The sequence below is a fragment of the Halioglobus sp. Uisw_031 genome (assembly GCF_047729875.1).
Lineage (GTDB): Bacteria > Pseudomonadota > Gammaproteobacteria > Pseudomonadales > Halieaceae > Marimicrobium.
This window is the reverse complement of the sequence record NZ_CP159826.1, coordinates 1,634,050-1,652,119: the sequence shown is the minus strand read 5'-3', so window position 1 is coordinate 1,652,119 and position 18,070 is coordinate 1,634,050. Positions and strand designations below refer to the sequence as shown.

Genomic DNA, 18,070 nt, shown 5'->3' with positions numbered 1-18,070 from the left:
GTCCTCATAATCTTCTCAAATATCTGTGGGATGGATGGACGAGTGGTCCAGTTCACCATCGAACCGATTGATCAACGCCTGCAACTGCGGATCGCCCTCGATAGATACAACCGCCTCTGCCTGCCTCCGCTCGGCCAGCCGCATAGTTCGCATTGCAGGAGTCTCTCCACGCAATACACCAGGGGCCACAGACACGGAGACGGGATGCCCAAAATAATTTCCCAGTGCCAGCTTCAATTTATCGCTGTGACCCGCGTTAAACAGGGCCGCATGGGCCTCATCCAAACCAAACTGCAGCGCATCTCCCGTTCGGGCATGCAGTTCACAATGCGAGGCAATGTTATACACAATGCCCACCAAGCCAAGCAGCTCCAGCAACTCAAACCAGTTTTCAAAAGACAGCGATTCCAGCATAAAACGGTCTGCAGCCCCCCTCTGCGCGACGACATCGGGAAGCGTTTCGACGGCATCTGACTGAGCACTGGCCCTCTCATCATTCCCGGAGAAATCAACCGGTACCTCAGGGGACTTTTTTACGGGAACGTCGCCCTCCCCGGCGACGATCTGCGGTGACATCACACTCTGTAAATCTTCAGGCCGCAAATTCTCATCGATAACCGCGGCCGGACGAAAAGCCAACATGCGTAACAGGATCATTTCGAAACCCCTACGCGAATCCGGAGACAACGCGATGTCACGCTTCCCATTGAGCGCCATCTGGTAAAACAGCTGCGCGTCTTCAGCGCTGATAGCGCGAGCAATCTGGGTGACTCTTTCGGCATTTCCCCAGCTATTGTCAATCGCGTCTGGGACAATCTGGGCCGTGGCCACCTGATGAATCAAGGACAGAAGCTCATCCAGACTGCCTTCGAAGTCTGGGGCATACTCCGACATTCGCTGCACAATACCGAGCACTTTCGCCGGTTCCCCCTCACTGATCGCCTCCAGCAACTCGAAGACGTATCCCAGATCCACGCTACCGAGCATGCTGCGCACATCCTCTTCTCCCACCTCACCAGAACCGAACGCGATCGCCTGGTCCGTAAGACTAAGTGCATCGCGCATACTGCCTGCGGCGGCACGGCCCAGCAGCCACAGGGCTGCCTCCTCATGGGCGACCATTTCCTGTTCCAAAACCATGCCCAAATGCCCAACGATCTGCTGCGGAGGCATATTCTTGAGGTTAAACTGCAGACAACGCGACAGCACCGTGGCCGGCAGTTTCTGAGGATCCGTGGTGGCCAGCAAGAATTTCACATGCGGCGGCGGTTCTTCCAGTGTTTTGAGCAGCGCATTGAAGCTGTGGTTGGACAACATATGGACTTCATCGATCAGATAGATTTTATAGCGCGAGCGAGTGGGGGCGTACTGGACATTATCCAACAGTTCGCGCGTGTCCTCTACCTTGGTACGCGAAGCAGCATCAACCTCCAACAGGTCTACGCTGCGACCTTCAGCAATCTCCAAGCATGAGGAACAGCTCCCGCATGGGACAGAACTGACGCCAGCCTCGCAGTTAAGACACTTGGCAAGGATACGTGCGATGGTGGTCTTGCCAACCCCTCGGGTACCCGTAAAGAGATAGGCATGATGCAGTCGATCATGATCTAGCGCATTGATCAGCGCCTGCAGGACATGCTCCTGACCCACCATCTCTCGGAAGCTCTTCGGCCGCCACTTGCGCGCTAATACCTGATACGACATTCCTAGAATGACCTTATCTACTTGAAAGGGAGAGAGGATACACCAGCACAGGGATGACAGAAACAGACAGTGCCTAAAGAAGTTGTGATTAGCGTCGTCCCCTATACCCAAATGACGCGTTCCCTGAGGTTGCTGAGCTCGTGGCCCGTTGGGGGTAGCGCGGACATAAATTGAACAAAAAACGATCAATACTGACAAAAACCGATAGTGGGCCTCACGTCAGCTCCTCTTAACAGGCAGATCGCGTACTTTTATAACCGTGATCTTATCATTGTTACTAGGTCTATCATCTAAATGGAGGCAACCCAGACAGCCACACCCCGGCACACGAGTCGGCAACTACCGTTGCTCCCTTCCGGGCCTGGCGGATTTCACTGCCTATCATTGCGGAAGGACCGCCTGGGTTACCAAAACGCCTAAACTGGCTTTGCCCAGCATCGACCGGCAGTATTCTGCGGGAATCTCTGGATGGCTGCAAGCAATGCCGCGAAATTGAATGGCAGCGAATGAAACGAGCTCCGGTGAGAGTCCACTTTTCGGACAAGAGGGTTCCTGAGATGTCAGGCTTCCAGCATGCCGATTATCAATCTGTGTGGGCCTCGATCATCAATCGAGGCTATACTTTGAATAATTGGAAGCTATAATTTGGATAATTGAACGAAGGAACAGACTATGCCCACCGAGCCGACGGTATACGTTATCGATGATGAACCGGATATCTGTAGGGTTCTCAGCGATATCCTTGAAGCCGCGCACATTAAGGTCAAAACCTACACGTCTCCGCGTGAATTCATGCTGACCTATAGCCCGGAGAACCCGGGGTGCCTGCTGCTTGATATCGGTATGCCGGAGATGAATGGCCTGGAGCTAATGGAGGCTCTCATTGCACAGGGGAACAGAACTCCGGTGATCTTTCTCACCGGCAACGCAACCATTGCAAATGCTGTTGAGATGCTGAAGGCCGGCGCTTTGGATTTCATAGAAAAGCCGCCTCAGATAGACTTATTGTTAAGCTGTGTCAGGAAGGCGCTAGAAGTAGATTTGCAGCGCCGTTATGAGCAATTGCAGTTCTCTGATATCGATCAACGACTAAAACGGCTAACAGCACGTGAAAGTGAGGTGCTGACCTGGATCACTGAGGGGAAATCAAACAAAATGATCGCACGCATTCTCGATATCAGCAGCAGGACTGTTGAGATTCATCGCGCCAATATTCTTAATAAAATGCAGGCCAACTCAGTAGCCGAACTGGTAAAAATGGATCTGACCGCGAAGGAATATGTGGCCACAACTGGCGGCGAAAACAGCTCACACTAGCTTTAACCTAAACTTAGGGTTTCAACTGAAGCGCAAGCCACGGCCTTAAATCCTTGGCCGCCATCGGTTTTGCAATAAAATAACCCTGTACGACCTGACACCCCAGTTCTGCCAAAAGCTCCTTTGTCGCAAGATCTTCAACCCCCTCTGCGACGACCCGCATATTAAACTGCTCGCCGAGCAAGATACACGCTTGGACGATGGCTAGGGCTTCCATATCCACAACCATCTTACTCACAAAGCTTTGATCAATCTTCAGTTCAGAAAACGGCATTCGAAATAATTGCAACAGCGAGGAATAGCCGGTACCAAAGTCATCAATAGACAAGCGCACACCCTTTAGGCGCAAACGTGTCAGGACATCCAGCGACGTCGTGAGTTCCCCCATCAATTCGCTCTCTGTCACCTCAAGTGTGATTGTCGTAGTATCAAGTTCGTTATCGGCCAATAATCTTGAGATGGTTTCGGGGAGAATCAGACTCGTGATGTCGCTAGCCGATACGTTAATCGATAAATTTATCTGCAGGCCGTCTTGCTGCCACTGACGCTGTTGCCTAATAGCCTGATTGAACACAATAGTCGTCAAATCTGGCATCCAGCCTTGTCTCTCAATCAGTGCGATAAAGCGGTCTGGATAGATGAGCCCTTGTGTAGGGTGTTGCCATCGCACCAGGCACTCCGCAGAATACTTTGACGCGCCAGTTACTGCGAACTCTTCCTTAGGCTGGTAACGCAAAACAAATTGATCCAGGTCTAAGGCCTCCCGTAATTCCTCGACGCTTACATCGCGGGCAGCTGATTTAAGGTCTCCCGTCAATTTCGTTCTGCGAATCGCTGTCTGCGGCTCAAGCATGCTACGAAGGCGCGCAATCGACAGAGGTTTTTCAAGAGTCCCGCGGACGACTAGCGCGTGTGCGACAGCCAGATTCTCAGCAGCGCTAAGCACTGCGGAGTCTTGCCCACTCATAAGAATCAATTCGGGAGAATTCTCCATCTTAGCCAGATGACGAATGACCTCTATGCCATCTATCTTGGGCATCTGCAAATCGAGTATTAGAATATTGCTACCCTCGAAGCACTGGATCTCATTGATGAAATCATCTGCTTGGGAAAAACAATGTGCCTCGAGACCACATAGCTCCACCACGTCACGGAGTATCTGCAAAATATCAGGTTCATCGTCTATTAGATAAACCTGTGGTGCAGAAAATGGCGGCGCGGCCAGGTCACTACTCATGTTATACCGTGGCGTTGTGTGTCGGGGGCGGATGCATAACGGAATCTCCTCACTATCGCCCCTAGCTCATATATAGAACGAAAGGTGAGTAACTTTAAATGAGTTTCAGTGAGAAATATAGCAACTCGCTACAGTTACACGCAAAAAAAGTGATGCAGTAGAGTCCCTCTGTAGGCCTAACCGTAGCAGTCTGACAGCCAGAGGCTCGCTCTAAATGACCTCATCCAGTATCTTTCGTACCCGCTTCGCTAGCTCCATACCCCTATAGGGCTTCCTGAGCACCTCGTATTTCGATTCAGTGACCGACATTGGACTATCAGCTTCAACGGAGAAACCTGTCGTGAGCAGTAATTTCAGGTGCGGATACTTATTGGTGATAATAGCAGCCAAATCTAGCCCGCTCATTCCTCCTGGCATTACAACGTCAGAAAACACCAGATCGATAGTCGTGTTTTCTGCAAGAACCTTTAGAGCAGCAGGTCCATTGTCGGCACAAACCACAGTATAACCAAGTTCCTCCAAGACACTCTGTGCAACAACAACGAGCTCTACTTCATCGTCAACAACGAGAATAGTCTCAATACCCGAAGGTATCATCGAAGCGATGCGAGCAGGAGCTTCAGGTTGCTTGACTGTAAACTTGGAACGAGGGAGGTACATTGTGAATGTCGTTCCTTGGCCTATTTCTGAAAAAACGAATATATACCCCTTACTTCGCTTGACAAAGCCATAGACCATCGCCAACCCCAGACCAGTACCTTCTGCTTTACCCTTAGTCGTAAAGAATGGATCAAAAATTCTGTCACGAACCTCCCTGCTAATACCCCCGCCAGTATCACTAACCGACATTTCCAAGTATTCTCCTGGCTCAATTTCGACTTCAGAATTGACTCTAGCACTCTCTATTATTGTGTCCTGTAGTCGTATAACTAGACTACCGCCGTTTGGCATAGCGTCGCGCGCGTTGAGGCTCAAGTTAATCAGAGCATCTTCCAAGTCATCAGGGTTCAGTTCCACACTAAACAAGCCGTGTGGCAGATATGTCTCAAGTGAAACGCTAGCGGTGATAGACTTGCGGATTAACTCCTCAAAACCACTGATGACTTTGCCAACATCTACTGGGCTGTAATTCCCCGCTGATCGGCTCGAAAAATCAAGGAGACTGCGCGTCAGTATTGAACCCCTAAGAGCAGCAGTCTGTGCGACGTCAAGCTGCTTTCGTAGCACTTCGTTGAGATGACCTTGGGCACTCATTAGATCAAGATTGCCAATAATTATGCCTAAAAGGTTGTTGAAATCATGCGCCAGCCCACCCGCCAACTCACCGACCGACTCCATCTTTTGTGATCGACGCAACATCGCCTCAGCTGTTTTCACCGCAGTAATGTCAGTGGCGATCACAATGTAGCTCACTATCTCGCCAGCGTCATTCACTGACGGAACAACGGTGGCCGACACCCAGTAAATATCTCCGCTTTTTTTCACATTTTCCATATCGCCAGACCACGTTCTACCTTCCGCTATTGCTAGCCGTATCTGTTGAAGGTATTTCAGTGGATACGCATCGCTTACCACCAGCCTGATGTTTTTTCCGATTAACTCCGCGCGCGAATAGCCACTGCAGCCGCAGAATCTATCGTTAGCGTACAAGATTTCACCTTTGGCGTTTGCAATACTCACTATCGCATGTTCATCAAGGGCGTATTTCTGAAATGATAATTCAGTATTTGCCAGATTGGCCTGAGTTAACCTTTCCTGAGACAGACTCTCCGCGCTCTTCAATGCCACTTGCGCAAGCTCGCGCTTGGTGTCGTCAAGGCAAATGCCTATCATACGCACCACAACGCCATCAGCGTCGCGCAGCACTTTTGCATTTGCCGTCACGTATTTGATCGGGCCATGAGCGAATATTAGGCGAAAGGCGCTAAAAAGATCCTCGCCATCCTCTAACACCTTGTAGTAGCCATCAATGACTCGATCGCGGTCATCGGGATGAATGCGGTCAATCCATACGTTTGGTTTTTGGCCCTCAGGGTTGTGCTCGACGCCATAGATATCGGACATCCTTTTGTCCCACAATATAATGTTTCCACGCACGTCATAGTCCCACACACCAAGCCGGGCTGCCGACGTGGCCAGTAAAAGCCGCTGCTCTTTGCTGCGCAAGATTATCTGCGACTCTTGCAGCGAGGAATTCTGGATTTCTATGTGATCTAACATGGCATTAAACGCACCTGTTAAACTGCCCACTTCATCGCCTGTGGTGATGTCGACTGCGCGCAGGCTGTAGTCGCTATCGCTCACAATTTTTTCGGCGACATTACTTAAATCTCGAAAAGGATGTGTCACTCTATGAACCATAAAGTACACACCTAACCCTGCGGCGAGCACCGACATCAATGTCAATAAAAGAGAGATCCATATTTGACGAAATAAATCATCATTCAGCTCCGAGACATCCATGTCTATCACCAATTCCCCCAGCTTTTGACCCTCCCACCGTACCGGAATCGTAAAATGCTTGATCTCCACTGCCACAATACCTAACACCCGTTGATATTCTGCCAGAGGTTTTTCTTCGGAGGTGGTTAATTGCGCTGAGATGACAGAGGGGTTGACACGCAGTGCCTCTAATACTTTGGTAGCCGCGGCCGCATCGTCAAACATAGCCGGCGCCGCAATACTGAATGCAGTGACGTCCGCCAGTATCTGAATATGCTCCTCGGCGTCCTCAACGGAATTGAAGTATTGAATATATTCGTCGACTCCAGTGGAAGCGAAAACCACTAGCATCGTAACCGCCATAGAGAACAGGCTGATTTTATGTGACAATTTTAAATTCATCTTCATATCATATTGTTCTAAAATATCTCAGCAGCTTTATCGCCAGAGCATTTTTCTATCACCAACGTCACCTAAAACAATAGTATCAATCACGCTGCAGATGTCGCCTCAACGGCGCGCATCACTTGCAGTCTAAAACCCTTGGCAAGTAAAGATACGCGGCCGTACCAACATTAGAACCTGACTGCAGCCGAACATGACCTTTTGAGCGTTGGCAAAATCCATATACCTGCGGCAAACCCATCCCCTTGCTGCCGGCCTCATCTTTGCTGGAGGAAAAAGGCTCAAACACAAACGATCTACTATCTGCCGCGATACCATGACCAGTATCAGTCACTGACACTGCAACGTAATCACCAGGCGCTACACCCGGATTGAGGCTGCAATAGTCTTCATCGAGCGATACGTTTGTAGTTTCCACTGCGAGTTGGCCGCCATCAGGCATTGCATCGCGAGCATTGAGGACCAGGTTAAGCGTAGCCTTCTGAAAATCGTCAGGATCAATACTCGTCTGCCAAAGTGGCTCATAAAGATTCAAGGTAAACGTCACAGCGGGACAAAGCTCAGCAAGGATAAGCTGCTTCATTCCTGTAAGCACTCCGTTAACGTTGGTAACGACGACTTTCGTAGCCGCCCGACTAGAGATTTCGAGCAGGTTATTTGTTAGCATACAGGCACGCTCAGCGGCATTTTGAATAGAAGAGAGCCGTGTCTGAACCTTTGAATTCTGTATATCCTCATAGCCCAGCAGCTCAATGTTCCCTAGAATGATGGCCAGTATATTATTGAAGTCGTGCGCTACAACTGCAGAGAGCCGTGTTATCCCGTCCATACGCTCTGAGCAGGGAACCACATCGCTGGCCACATCCCTTGCAGCTCTATTTACCACTCCGGCGACAACCTCGTCCTGAGCCGCGCCGGTTGGCTCCTGATTTAAATCTAGATTTTGTTCCAACCGCTCTATCACTAGGCGCTGGATTTGCAGCGAGAGGAACACGTTCACTTTGGAGATAAGTCTGTGCGAAGCAACGGGGCGTGAAACACAGTCTATCGGGGCCGATTTGTAACGGCTAAAATTTAACTGATCTGACTCGGAAATTTCGTTAAGGAAAATAATCGGAATATCGCGTGTTAGTTCGTTCTTAACCACTGTTTCGGCGATCTTTACGCCCTCTTTCGAGCGCATTTCTACATCGTACAGAATGACCGAAAATACCTCCACCAAACAACACGCTATAGCCTCTTCAGAGTCTTTTGCGATTATCAGATCGACATTTGTTTCACGCATAACATCCTCTGTGGTGCTAGCGTTATCTTCGCTGTCCACGACCATAAGGATGCGTGGCCTGGGCAAACTCTGCAGCAGCAAGTCGCTACCCTGCGAAAGATTCAACATCCCGAACAGATGATTCATGGTGCTCCCAAGCTCTCTATTTTCGAACTAAGACAATGCCCACTTCTGTGCCGAAGCGAGCCCTTTAGCGACATTGTCGCTAGGTATAGGCTACCCCAGCTTATGCGCTCCACTATAAGTACAAGTACTTAACTGCGAAATACGTGGTAGTACGTAATAGTACGTGAGCAAAAAAGGAGGCAACTAGTGTACATTCACCAGTGGTTAGTGTGCATTAAGTTTACGCTTCGATAAAAGAATCTATGATGACGCATTTTTCGATATCTGATTATGTTTTGAAAAATAACAGTTCCCAACATTTGAGGGCATCAATATGAACAGAGGCAGCATCGTTCCAGCGGTCTGGACTTCGACCGCGCTGGCCATGATCTACAGCAGCTACAGTTTAGCTCAGAGCACGCCGTCTGAGTTTGCCGAAATGAGCCTAACGGATCTGTTCGAGCAGACAATTGATGACCCCTCCGTTTCGCATCCAGACCGATCCGCCTGGAGCTTTACCTTTCAGCGCAAGTCGGCAGAGTTTAAAGACTTTCTCGAAGGCGATAACCGAGTGAGCGAGGATGAGGTCCTTTGGAGCGGACCCAAAAGTGGCGAACCTAGAACGGACAAAAATTTCCCGGTCGTACCAGGTAAGATCGTCCAGACTGCTTATTTGATTTCCCTGGGTTATGCTTTTAACGACAGTTGGCGTGGCCATGTTACCGTTCCGTATCTCGAGCAGAATACAGATCACATCAGTATCGTTCCCAATTACAGTACCTTTGAAATTGAGAGTTCGGGCGTGGGAGACACGGTGGTATCAGCCAGCTATAGATTGTCTGACACGGAACGGGCGAATTGGTGGGTGACAGTTGGCCTCAGCATTCCCACGGGTTCGATCGACGAGGAGGGAGACACACCCAGAGCTCCCGGAGACCAGCAGCTTCCCTACACCATGCAGCTAGGCTCAGGGACGTACGATTTCCCGATTGAGATTAGCTACCATAGCAAGGGTAACCACGATATCAGCCTTGCGCTCGCTGCGCTTATTCGCAGCGGAACCAACGACAATGACTATAGGCTAGGCAACAGCTACTCGTTGGCCGGGCGCTACAATTTTCACTTTTCTGAAATCTTACAACCCTATATCGGTCTAAACGTTAACTACACTGACTCGATCCACGGCGCCGACACCTCGCTAATGGTTGATTCGCCCTACCCCTATCCTGCACCGATCACTAACCCCGATCTCTTTGGCGGCACCAAGATTGGCGCTCGGGCCGGCATTTCATGGCAAGTTTCTAATCACTATCGGCTGGCCGTTGAAATCGGAAAACCCATTTACCAAAACCTCAATGGCCCTCAAACCCGAGAAGATTGGCGCAGTTCCCTACAAATCTCACGGCCCTTCTAGCGAAAAATGTCATGGTTTTTCCGAATTGTCTTTGCCCTGTTAGCCGCACTTGTTCTTGTACTGTTATTGTCCCCAGATGCTGCGAGAGCAGCGTCAGCTAATGATGCATTCAGCAAAGAGAGCAAATTAAGAGCGGCCTATTTTCTGAATTTTATAAAATTTATTAACTGGCCAAATCATTCACAAGATAACCCCTTGACGCCCCTTCATATCTGCCTGCAGGACGAAACGCCATTTGAAGATTTTTTTAGAGACCTAGTAAGCACTGCGGCTGCGGCCGACGACAACCGCGAACTACTAATTTACCGACTGTCAGAAGCGCAACACTGCGATTACACCTACTTACACCGACCCATTCAAAACGAAAATTCAAAGATAGAGGGCAGCGTTGTGGTGCTCAGTTCGGACCAGATCTCACAACAAGATGCTGCGATTATTTTCTACATAGACGAACGTAAGTTACGCTTCGAAATAGACTTGAACACCATTAAAAAACTCAACGTCATGGTAAGTTCAGAGCTATTAAAGCTCGCCAGAATCAAGTAGCACGCGTTTATACCCACGAAAAGATTGAACCCGTTATTTTTTTAAATAGATTAAACCCAGTCGCAGTGCACGTGGGCCTAGATCACAAACGGCTAATGGCGTTGATCAAATCTATCTTACGGTAAGGTTTACTGATCAGTTCGCCCGGTAACTCTTTATCTTCACTCAAACGATCAGCATATCCAGACGTTATCAGCACTTTCAAATGCGTTTGGAGCAGTAAGGCCTTTTTCGCTAGTTCTACTCCGTCCATGCCTCCGGGCATGACTATGTCGGTAAACAAAATAGCGTAACGTTTTTTGGCGAGGTGCTCGAGAGCCTCGGCAGCACTGTGCGCTATAGTGACCTTACAGCCAATCGAAGTCAGCCATATTGCGGATAGCTCGCACAGTGCAACCTCGTCATCGACTACCAGCACGCTTGAAATGTCGCCTTTTTTCAACACAGGAGTGTCACTGTCTGCGCCCTTACCAACGGCTAATTTTGCGTGTATTGAGTCAGACTCTTTACTGCGACCCATAAGACTCACGGCCCTCTCGGCTAGCGTCTGAAGCCGCACTGTTTGCCAATGAGCAAGCGTATTGGGCTCATGGTCGATGACACATAGCACACCCACCGCGTATCCATCCGCATTCACCATTGGTGCGGCTGCATAAAAGCGCACAGCGGACTCTGCAATCACCAGCGGGCTCTGTGAAAACCGTGGATCAACACGGGCGTCAGGAACCACTAATACATGCTTAGCATCTTGAGTAGCAGGGGGGAAAAATCTCTCATCGTCCAACATCAGCGTGCCATCTATGCCTACGCTAGCCTTTAAAGACTGCCTAGTTTCATGCAGTGTTAATATAAAGGCCATTGGCACTCTGCAGGTCCTTGCCGCCTCGGCGGCTAATAAGTCAAAACCCGCATCCGATACTTCATTTTCTCTTTTTTGATGCTGAAACAATTTAGCACGGCGAGAGTCCGCTTCTTCTAACGCATCACTTTGAGCTTTCTCCAATGGCAGATAAAGACGCACGGCGGTACCGGCTCCCTCAGTGCTTTCAACGAGCACTATGCCACCGGCTTCCTCAACGTAACGAGAGACCATCGACATACCTAGGCCTGTTCCTTCGCCCTGCCCTTTCGTGGTAAAAAAGGGTTGGAAGATCTTTTTTAATAGTACCTCGTTCATCCCAACGCCAGTGTCAGACACTTCCACCAGTGCATACCAGCCTGGACTAAGCCTGTCATCGAAACCGCCTTGAATATTGACACCATTCGTTCGCAATGTGAGGACCATACTCCCCGCAAGGCTTCGCATAGCATCGCGAGCGTTAATTACGAGATTAAGAATTACGTTATCCAACCCGGAGCTATTAACTCGACATATTAGCTTACGGGCTGTTAATTGAGAGCGAACCGTCACACTTGAACCGGCCGCGCTATGTATCAACGGCATTATGTCGCCGATCAGTGTGTTTAGGTTGTAGGCTTGAATCTGCTTTTGTTCGCGACGAGCAACGGCAAGCAGCCCTCGACTAACTTCTACTCCCGCCAACGCAGCGGCCAAGGCTGAGGCTAATTGAGAATGTATTTGACTGTACTCAGGCGGCAAAGCCTCCTGCATCTCATCAAGATTTCCAACCACGATGCCCAGTATATTATTAAAGTCATGCGCCAGACCTCCTGTGAGCTGACCCACTGCAGCGAGCTTTTGTGATTCCGTTGCCTCAAACTGATGCTGCTGTGACTTTATAGTGATTTCGCTCTTTTCAAGATCAGCCTCAGTCAACTTTAAAATAGATTTATGCGACAGCCTAGCCACCTGCACTACAAAAGTTGCCCAAAGAAGAAATACGATACTCGTAAGAAGCATAAACCCATCAGTATAATTGACGGTTATCAGGAAAATCTGCCCTAGGTAGCATGCCAAAAAAACACACGTAAAGAGGTTTGGATATTTCCAGTTTTGACGGGATAGAGTTTTAGCAGCAGGGGGCAAGGAATAACCCTGAACCACGAAACTCCCTAACAGGAGGATGATCCCCAAGCCAAGTATTCCGACTGTTATGAGTTCACTGGTGGACAACGCGGCGCTCTCTTAAAACCCAATGACTGGAATCATACCATGATACAAATTGCTTGGCCTATGCTAGATGTCTTTCAGTCTAGTCATCCGACAGGCAGTGACCCTTTTAGGTGAAACAATGGTTGCATGACCGCCTATCTGCTCATATTACGACTGAGTGCGCCCGCCCGCGGATGTACTTCCCAATACTGCTTCTGGCATAACCTACATATAGGACCGTTCGGACAGCATTTCATAACAGCCGGCTATATCCAATTGCACCGTATGCCTATATATTGGGGAGTATAAAATAATATCGAAAAACCCATGATCCATTGGACAAAAATAGAGTTTTAATGCCGTCGCGTTGACATCCAAGGGGCCGTTTTTACTGTCAGGATTGATTAGTGATGGCGTTTATTCCCAGCATAGAATTGATACTCCGAGCGTGTGCTGCCACTGTTTTAGACAAAAGGACTATCGGATAATGACAAAAAATATACCATCGCGGAAAAACACTATACTTAGAAGCCTAGGTATTAGTCTGCTTTACTTTACCGCAGCCCAATTTGGGCTATCACTTGATCTAGATCCGCATCAAATCACCCATTACTGGCCAGCGTCAGGCGTTGCCCTGGCATCCGTACTGTTTTTTGACAAGCGCGCACTAGCGGGCATCACGATAGGCGTGCTAGCCACAGTAATCGTTGTGGTTCTTCAACAGCCTTTAGAGCCAACATTCGCTATGCTATTCGTTGCTTTTGTCACTATCGGCGCATTAATAGTACAGCCACTGATAGCACTAACGTTACTGAAAAGATTCACAGCTGGGATGCCATTTTGGACGCACATTAAGTCGTTCTATCGAGGTGTAGGCATTTTACTAGTGGTTTCAGTCATTCCGGCTAGCATTGGCGCAGGTGCCCTTTATATAACGGGCATGATGGATGGCGATAATATACTCAGTGCTTGGATACTTTGGACCATGGCTGATTTTTTTGGCATGGTCACCATAGCGCCGGCGCTATACCACCTGGCAAGGCATTTTGACGTCACTCCCAGGAACTCAGATCAGGCACCACTCTACACCATCATTGCCTTTAGTCTTGCTTGCTTATCAGCAGTCGTTATATTCATCGCGGTTTCTAACATGGAGGAACGTTCTTTTAAACAATCGATTGATAGAGACTCAACGAACATAACCAAAGCCGTTGACAGCTTAAGCCGTCACAAAAATACTGACGCAACAATATTGCAGGATGCAAACCGCGAGAGAACAGGCGGTTATTGGTCAACAGAAAATACAGTCGCCGGAACAAAAATTGAGATAATAACCGAGACCGGAGCTGCAGTGGTTCAGTCTTTGAACATGTCGAAGCCACTGTGGGCGTCTATAGCTACCCTGATTATTGGACTGATTTTTACACACATTATTTTTGCGCATGAAACAAACCGAATAGAACGCAGGCGCACCGGCGCATTTCACGATGCTATCGTTGTTAGTGCAAGGCAGCCTTTCGTCCACCTTGACGAAAATGGAATAGTCCTCGAATGGAACAATGCAGCTCATCAAGTATTTGGCTGGACGCTAGAACAGGTGCGGCACCGAAAACTCTCTGAAACCCTCATCCCTGCTCGATATAAGGAAGCACACGAGAACGGCATGAAGCGCTTTCAGAGCACGGGTGAAGGTTTGGTGATAGGCAACATTGTAGAGCTTGAGGCCTTGTGTGCGGATGACACTGAACTGCCCATTGAACTGCTAATTAACGCCATAGAAACTGAAGACGGTTGGCATTTTTTTGCTTTCATTTACGACATTAGTACGCGCAGGAGCGCTGAATACGCATTGAAAGCCGCGCATGATAAATACACAGGACTTTTCGAAGCCCTTCCTGACGCGATTATCACCTATGACAGAGTAGGCAACATCGAAGATGTTAATGACGCGGCGGTAGCTTTATTCGGCTGGTCGCGAGACGAAATACGCAATAAAAATTATGAGACCATTGTCGCCGATCAATCAAAAGCGTATTTTCTTAGGATGCATAACAACGCCGGAGCTGCAAACCCTGGGGAATTTTATCACACTAACCAGCCCGTCTTTGCTACTCGACGGGACGGGTCAGAGTTTCCATTTGAAGCGATTGTCAATGCACAAAAAACTGAAACCGGTTTAAAATTTATCAGCGTAATTCGCGACATCACAGAGCAAGCAGAAGCGTTAAAACGCAGGGAATCGAATCAAAAAATTGAAACCTTGGGTGAACTCACTGGGGTACTAGCGCATGAGTTTAATAACCTACTCGCCATTGTGATTGGCAACCTTGACTTGGCTATTGCCCACGAGGCGGACACACCCGTTAATGAAATCATGCAAGGTAGACTCAAGGTAGCACACGATGCCGCAATGCGCGGAACCGGTGTCGTAAAGTCACTACTTGCGGTGGGAACTGACCAGCCAATACCGCGGGACCGCTTCGATATCATCCCAATGGTTGTAAATATTTTGCCTACACTTCAGGTCGAGGCCGGGCAAGATATCAGTTTGCATACACAGGGCGATGATAAACCATTACTGGTCAACTCTAATCACAGCTGGCTCTCGGAAGCCATCCGAAGCATAGTGATCAATGCCCGCGAAGCCATTGTCGGTAGCGGCCAGATTACAATATGCCTAAAAAGCGCACACAGTTCATCCATAAATAACGAAAAATTGGCTTTGTCATCAGGTGATTATGTCGTTATCGAGGTCTCTGATACAGGCTCAGGAATGAGCGCTAGCGATGTTGAAAACGCATTCGATCCATTTTTTTCCACAAAGAAGTCTAGCGGACATAAAGGAATTGGCTTATCGATGGTGTCACGCATGGCCAAGCAGTTAGACGGTGCTGCCACTGTAGCGTCGAAGCCTGGCAAAGGAACAACTGTGCAGATCTTCTTACCTAAGGCAGATCCTAACAGTCCATCGGCCGATAATAGATATCTAAATCCAGTTGGCGCGAGGAAGAACATCTTAGTAATCGATGATCAGACCGAAATTTTAACGTTAACGGTCTCATGGCTGGAAAAATCAGGCTATAACGTAAAAAGCACCAACAAAGCTGATGTGGCTTTAGCCATTATTGAATCAAGTGTCCCGGCCATTGATCTTTTAATTACCGATATGGTTATGCCATCTATGGATGGGGCTTCGCTTTCGCGCTTTGCGCGTCAATGTAACCCTGATGTTAAAGTGCTGTATATGACCGGTTTCTTAGATCATTCACAGGAACGCTCCGCCGATACCGTGGACTTCCCTGTCCTCGAAAAACCATTTCGTAAGGACAAGTTCTTGGGTGAAGTACGCTCAATATTTGACGCTACAGAAGCCAATAAAACCAGCTGACGATGACACCCTTTTCAGGCCAGTAGGCGAGTATTTTGCAAACTTCTCCAGTTCGCCTGACACGTTCAGTGAGGAAATCTACTTAACAGGCCGTTTATCTTTCCTATACTTAGCCAGTCCTCAACAGATTCTCTCGGGCTTTCCTGCGCTGTGACTGAGGCTTGTGGACTTGCTGCTCCGGCAAGCTCCGATGCTGACAGCTTTGCTGACGACGGGCTTGCTCAAATTGCTTAAGCTAGGCTCTCAGTGTCTCCAGCTCCGCCAGTATCTCTTGATCTTCTATCTGTCCCCCACTATTTTCGGATCTTTTCAAGCGATTTTGGCCCGGTCGTCTACTCGGCAGTATAAAGCTATCCCGTATTTTCTTTCCACATCTTGCAAGGTTCAATTTGTGAGTTCTGGGGCCTTTTGTTCACGAGTGGAAATACTAATTTTTCGAATACGTCAAACTCGTCCCTCTTCGGTGACAGGGGGCCGGTTCATCTAAAATACTCCGAGCCTTCGGCGTTAGCCTAATCCGGACAGCAAACAACCGCCAAAACCGCGTTACCCCGCGTGCTGGCACCGAATCATGGCTATCTAAATGGCTACACATGTTCCACAACATCTTGAGTTATATGTACGAGTGTGTCTCAGTCGGTGATTAATTGGTTTTTTTAGACATATTGTCCTTAAGAATATCGTTCTCTGTTAGCGCAGAACTGTATTCAAGTCTTAGTGCATCGAGAGCCCGTTGCTGTTGCAATATGTGTCTTTGCAAATCTTCCACTAACGTTTCTGCCTCTGTCGCGGCTTGCCTAGCTGATCTCTTAGGTTCGAATGCTTGCGACAAAATATTACCTGAGGCTCGAACTATCTCCATTGACAGCAATGCTGATATCTCGTGCTTATCCTTGCTAGGCAACAATCTTTCGAGTACGTAGAGCGCAATGTCGACCGCTCTCATAGGCTCTAAATCTTGTGCAGTGATACTATCATTACTTCCGGATACAATTTCACAAGAAAATAAATCCTCGTCTACTTTTAGGTACTTCCTCGAGATATCTCTGTTCATTTCTCGATATCGCTCGACGATAGCGTGTCTCTCACCGTCGTTAAGCAAGCCATGGTTTTGAAATGCTTTTACGTTAGTTGAATTTTGGTGCTGAGAGAATTGAAGCAGCAGGCCAATGAAGGACTGCTTCAATCGTCTTGGCAAGTCCAGCAGATTAATCGCTTGTTTGAATTTGAGGGTGTCCCCTGAAAGTCTAGGATTTAATCCAGCGACCGGCAGAGTAAAATTATCGATATCTTTAAATCCTAGCACGCGGCCAGCGAAGTCTGCATAGAGCGACCCTCCCTCAAGCCGTCCCTTCTCATAGACTCGTGGAATAATATTTCCTTCGCCGAACTCCTTTTCCCAGATATTCATCCACATTAAATAGTTATAGTAGGGAGCCAGCTTGACCGTATTAAGCGGAGGTGCGACATGACCGTCTTTTATCTGTTGATTTGTCACCGACTCATAAAGAGAGTCTTGTCGGCGCAGATAGAAAACTATTTTTACATCAAAATGATCCCTCAGTATTGCTAGACGGCTTATATTTGAAAGGTCATTTTTAAATTGCTGCATAAAGACTTCACTGCTAATGACCGCTGTGTGGCTATCGCTATCCTTGATCTCTTTGATTAGTTTATGCAGCAAGCTATCGTCGCCACCCATCGTTACCAGTGGAATATTGTGGTGGGCGTAGGCAGGAACTGCCGTGTACTCTAGCGTGTTGGCGATACGTCCAGTATCTGGATAAAACACTCCCCTTTGCGCTAGCTGTTTTGTGTTGGCAGTCAGTAGTGCCTGAATGCCAGTAGTACCGGTTTTATGGAGCCCAACGTGGATGTAGAGTTTTTTCATCTGCGGGCAATGCTCAGTATTGAGGTTTCATTAAGCTGCACAGCTGGATCTGGTTGGCGAATTTCGATGAAGACCCCTATTTTACTGGCGCTGAATACTTGATGACGATCAAAGTTAAGTCTGCGATAACTGGTAATCGGTTTGCCCTATCTTAACTCATGATCCTACGCAAAAGCAGACCTCTATAATACATCAAATAAATCACTCGGACATGCTAAAAAAATACCTGCTCGAATAAAACGGCGGGGCGGGCGGGCGGTCAATAAGATGCTTTCTCTGACCC

Annotated in this window: 10 protein-coding genes and 1 other RNA gene; 4 read left to right on the top strand and 7 right to left on the bottom strand. The window is 48.3% G+C overall.

Features of this window, described 5'->3' with window-relative positions:
* Positions 1–15 precede the first annotated feature (15 nt).
* Together dnaX and ffs are read right to left on the bottom strand one after the other, a co-directional pair.
* Positions 16–1,704, bottom strand: a complete 1,689-nt coding sequence (gene dnaX, locus ABXT62_RS07515) for a DNA polymerase III subunit gamma/tau (protein WP_415357983.1) — start codon at positions 1,702–1,704, stop codon at positions 16–18.
* Positions 1,705–2,008: 304 nt separating this feature from the next.
* An RNA gene (gene ffs / locus ABXT62_RS07510) (signal recognition particle sRNA small type) lies at positions 2,009–2,105 on the bottom strand.
* A 271-nt stretch (positions 2,106–2,376) separates the two neighbouring features.
* On the opposite strand from ffs, the gene ABXT62_RS07505 reads away from it, so the two are divergent.
* On the top strand, positions 2,377–3,021 hold the full coding sequence (locus ABXT62_RS07505; protein ID WP_415357982.1) for a response regulator transcription factor: 645 nt from the start codon (positions 2,377–2,379) through the stop codon (positions 3,019–3,021).
* Between the two features lie 13 nt (positions 3,022–3,034).
* Here ABXT62_RS07505 and ABXT62_RS07500 read toward each other — a convergent pair whose 3' ends face one another.
* The 3 genes from ABXT62_RS07500 to ABXT62_RS07490 all read right to left on the bottom strand — a co-directional run bounded on the left by ABXT62_RS07500 (position 3,035) and on the right by ABXT62_RS07490 (position 8,516).
* The gene (locus ABXT62_RS07500) at positions 3,035–4,258 is read right to left on the bottom strand and encodes an EAL domain-containing protein (RefSeq protein ID WP_415357981.1); all 1,224 of its coding nucleotides are present in this window, start codon (positions 4,256–4,258) and stop codon (positions 3,035–3,037) included.
* Between the two features lie 210 nt (positions 4,259–4,468).
* Positions 4,469–7,108: a PAS domain-containing protein gene (locus ABXT62_RS07495; RefSeq protein WP_415357980.1), complete on the bottom strand. Its 2,640-nt coding sequence runs from the start codon at positions 7,106–7,108 to the stop codon at positions 4,469–4,471.
* Positions 7,109–7,223: 115 nt separating this feature from the next.
* Positions 7,224–8,516: an ATP-binding protein gene (locus ABXT62_RS07490; RefSeq protein ID WP_415357979.1), complete on the bottom strand. Its 1,293-nt coding sequence runs from the start codon at positions 8,514–8,516 to the stop codon at positions 7,224–7,226.
* Between the two features lie 313 nt (positions 8,517–8,829).
* Between ABXT62_RS07490 and ABXT62_RS07485 the strand changes: the two genes are divergently transcribed.
* Together ABXT62_RS07485 and ABXT62_RS07480 are read left to right on the top strand one after the other, a co-directional pair.
* Positions 8,830–9,909 (top strand): hypothetical protein, encoded by a 1,080-nt coding sequence (locus ABXT62_RS07485; RefSeq protein ID WP_415357978.1) that lies wholly within the window; start codon positions 8,830–8,832, stop codon positions 9,907–9,909.
* 6 nt (positions 9,910–9,915) lie between these two features.
* On the top strand, positions 9,916–10,455 hold the full coding sequence (locus ABXT62_RS07480; RefSeq protein ID WP_415357977.1) for a YfiR family protein: 540 nt from the start codon (positions 9,916–9,918) through the stop codon (positions 10,453–10,455).
* 82 nt (positions 10,456–10,537) lie between these two features.
* On the opposite strand, the gene ABXT62_RS07475 is transcribed toward ABXT62_RS07480, so the two are convergent.
* Positions 10,538–12,316: an ATP-binding protein gene (locus ABXT62_RS07475; protein WP_415357976.1), complete on the bottom strand. Its 1,779-nt coding sequence runs from the start codon at positions 12,314–12,316 to the stop codon at positions 10,538–10,540.
* A 679-nt stretch (positions 12,317–12,995) separates the two neighbouring features.
* Here ABXT62_RS07475 and ABXT62_RS07470 point away from each other — a divergent pair.
* Positions 12,996–15,896: a PAS domain S-box protein gene (locus ABXT62_RS07470; protein ID WP_415357975.1), complete on the top strand. Its 2,901-nt coding sequence runs from the start codon at positions 12,996–12,998 to the stop codon at positions 15,894–15,896.
* Positions 15,897–16,539: 643 nt separating this feature from the next.
* Here ABXT62_RS07470 and ABXT62_RS07465 read toward each other — a convergent pair.
* Positions 16,540–17,787, bottom strand: a complete 1,248-nt coding sequence (locus ABXT62_RS07465; RefSeq protein ID WP_415357974.1) for a hypothetical protein — start codon at positions 17,785–17,787, stop codon at positions 16,540–16,542.
* Positions 17,788–18,070: the final 283 nt, after the last annotated feature.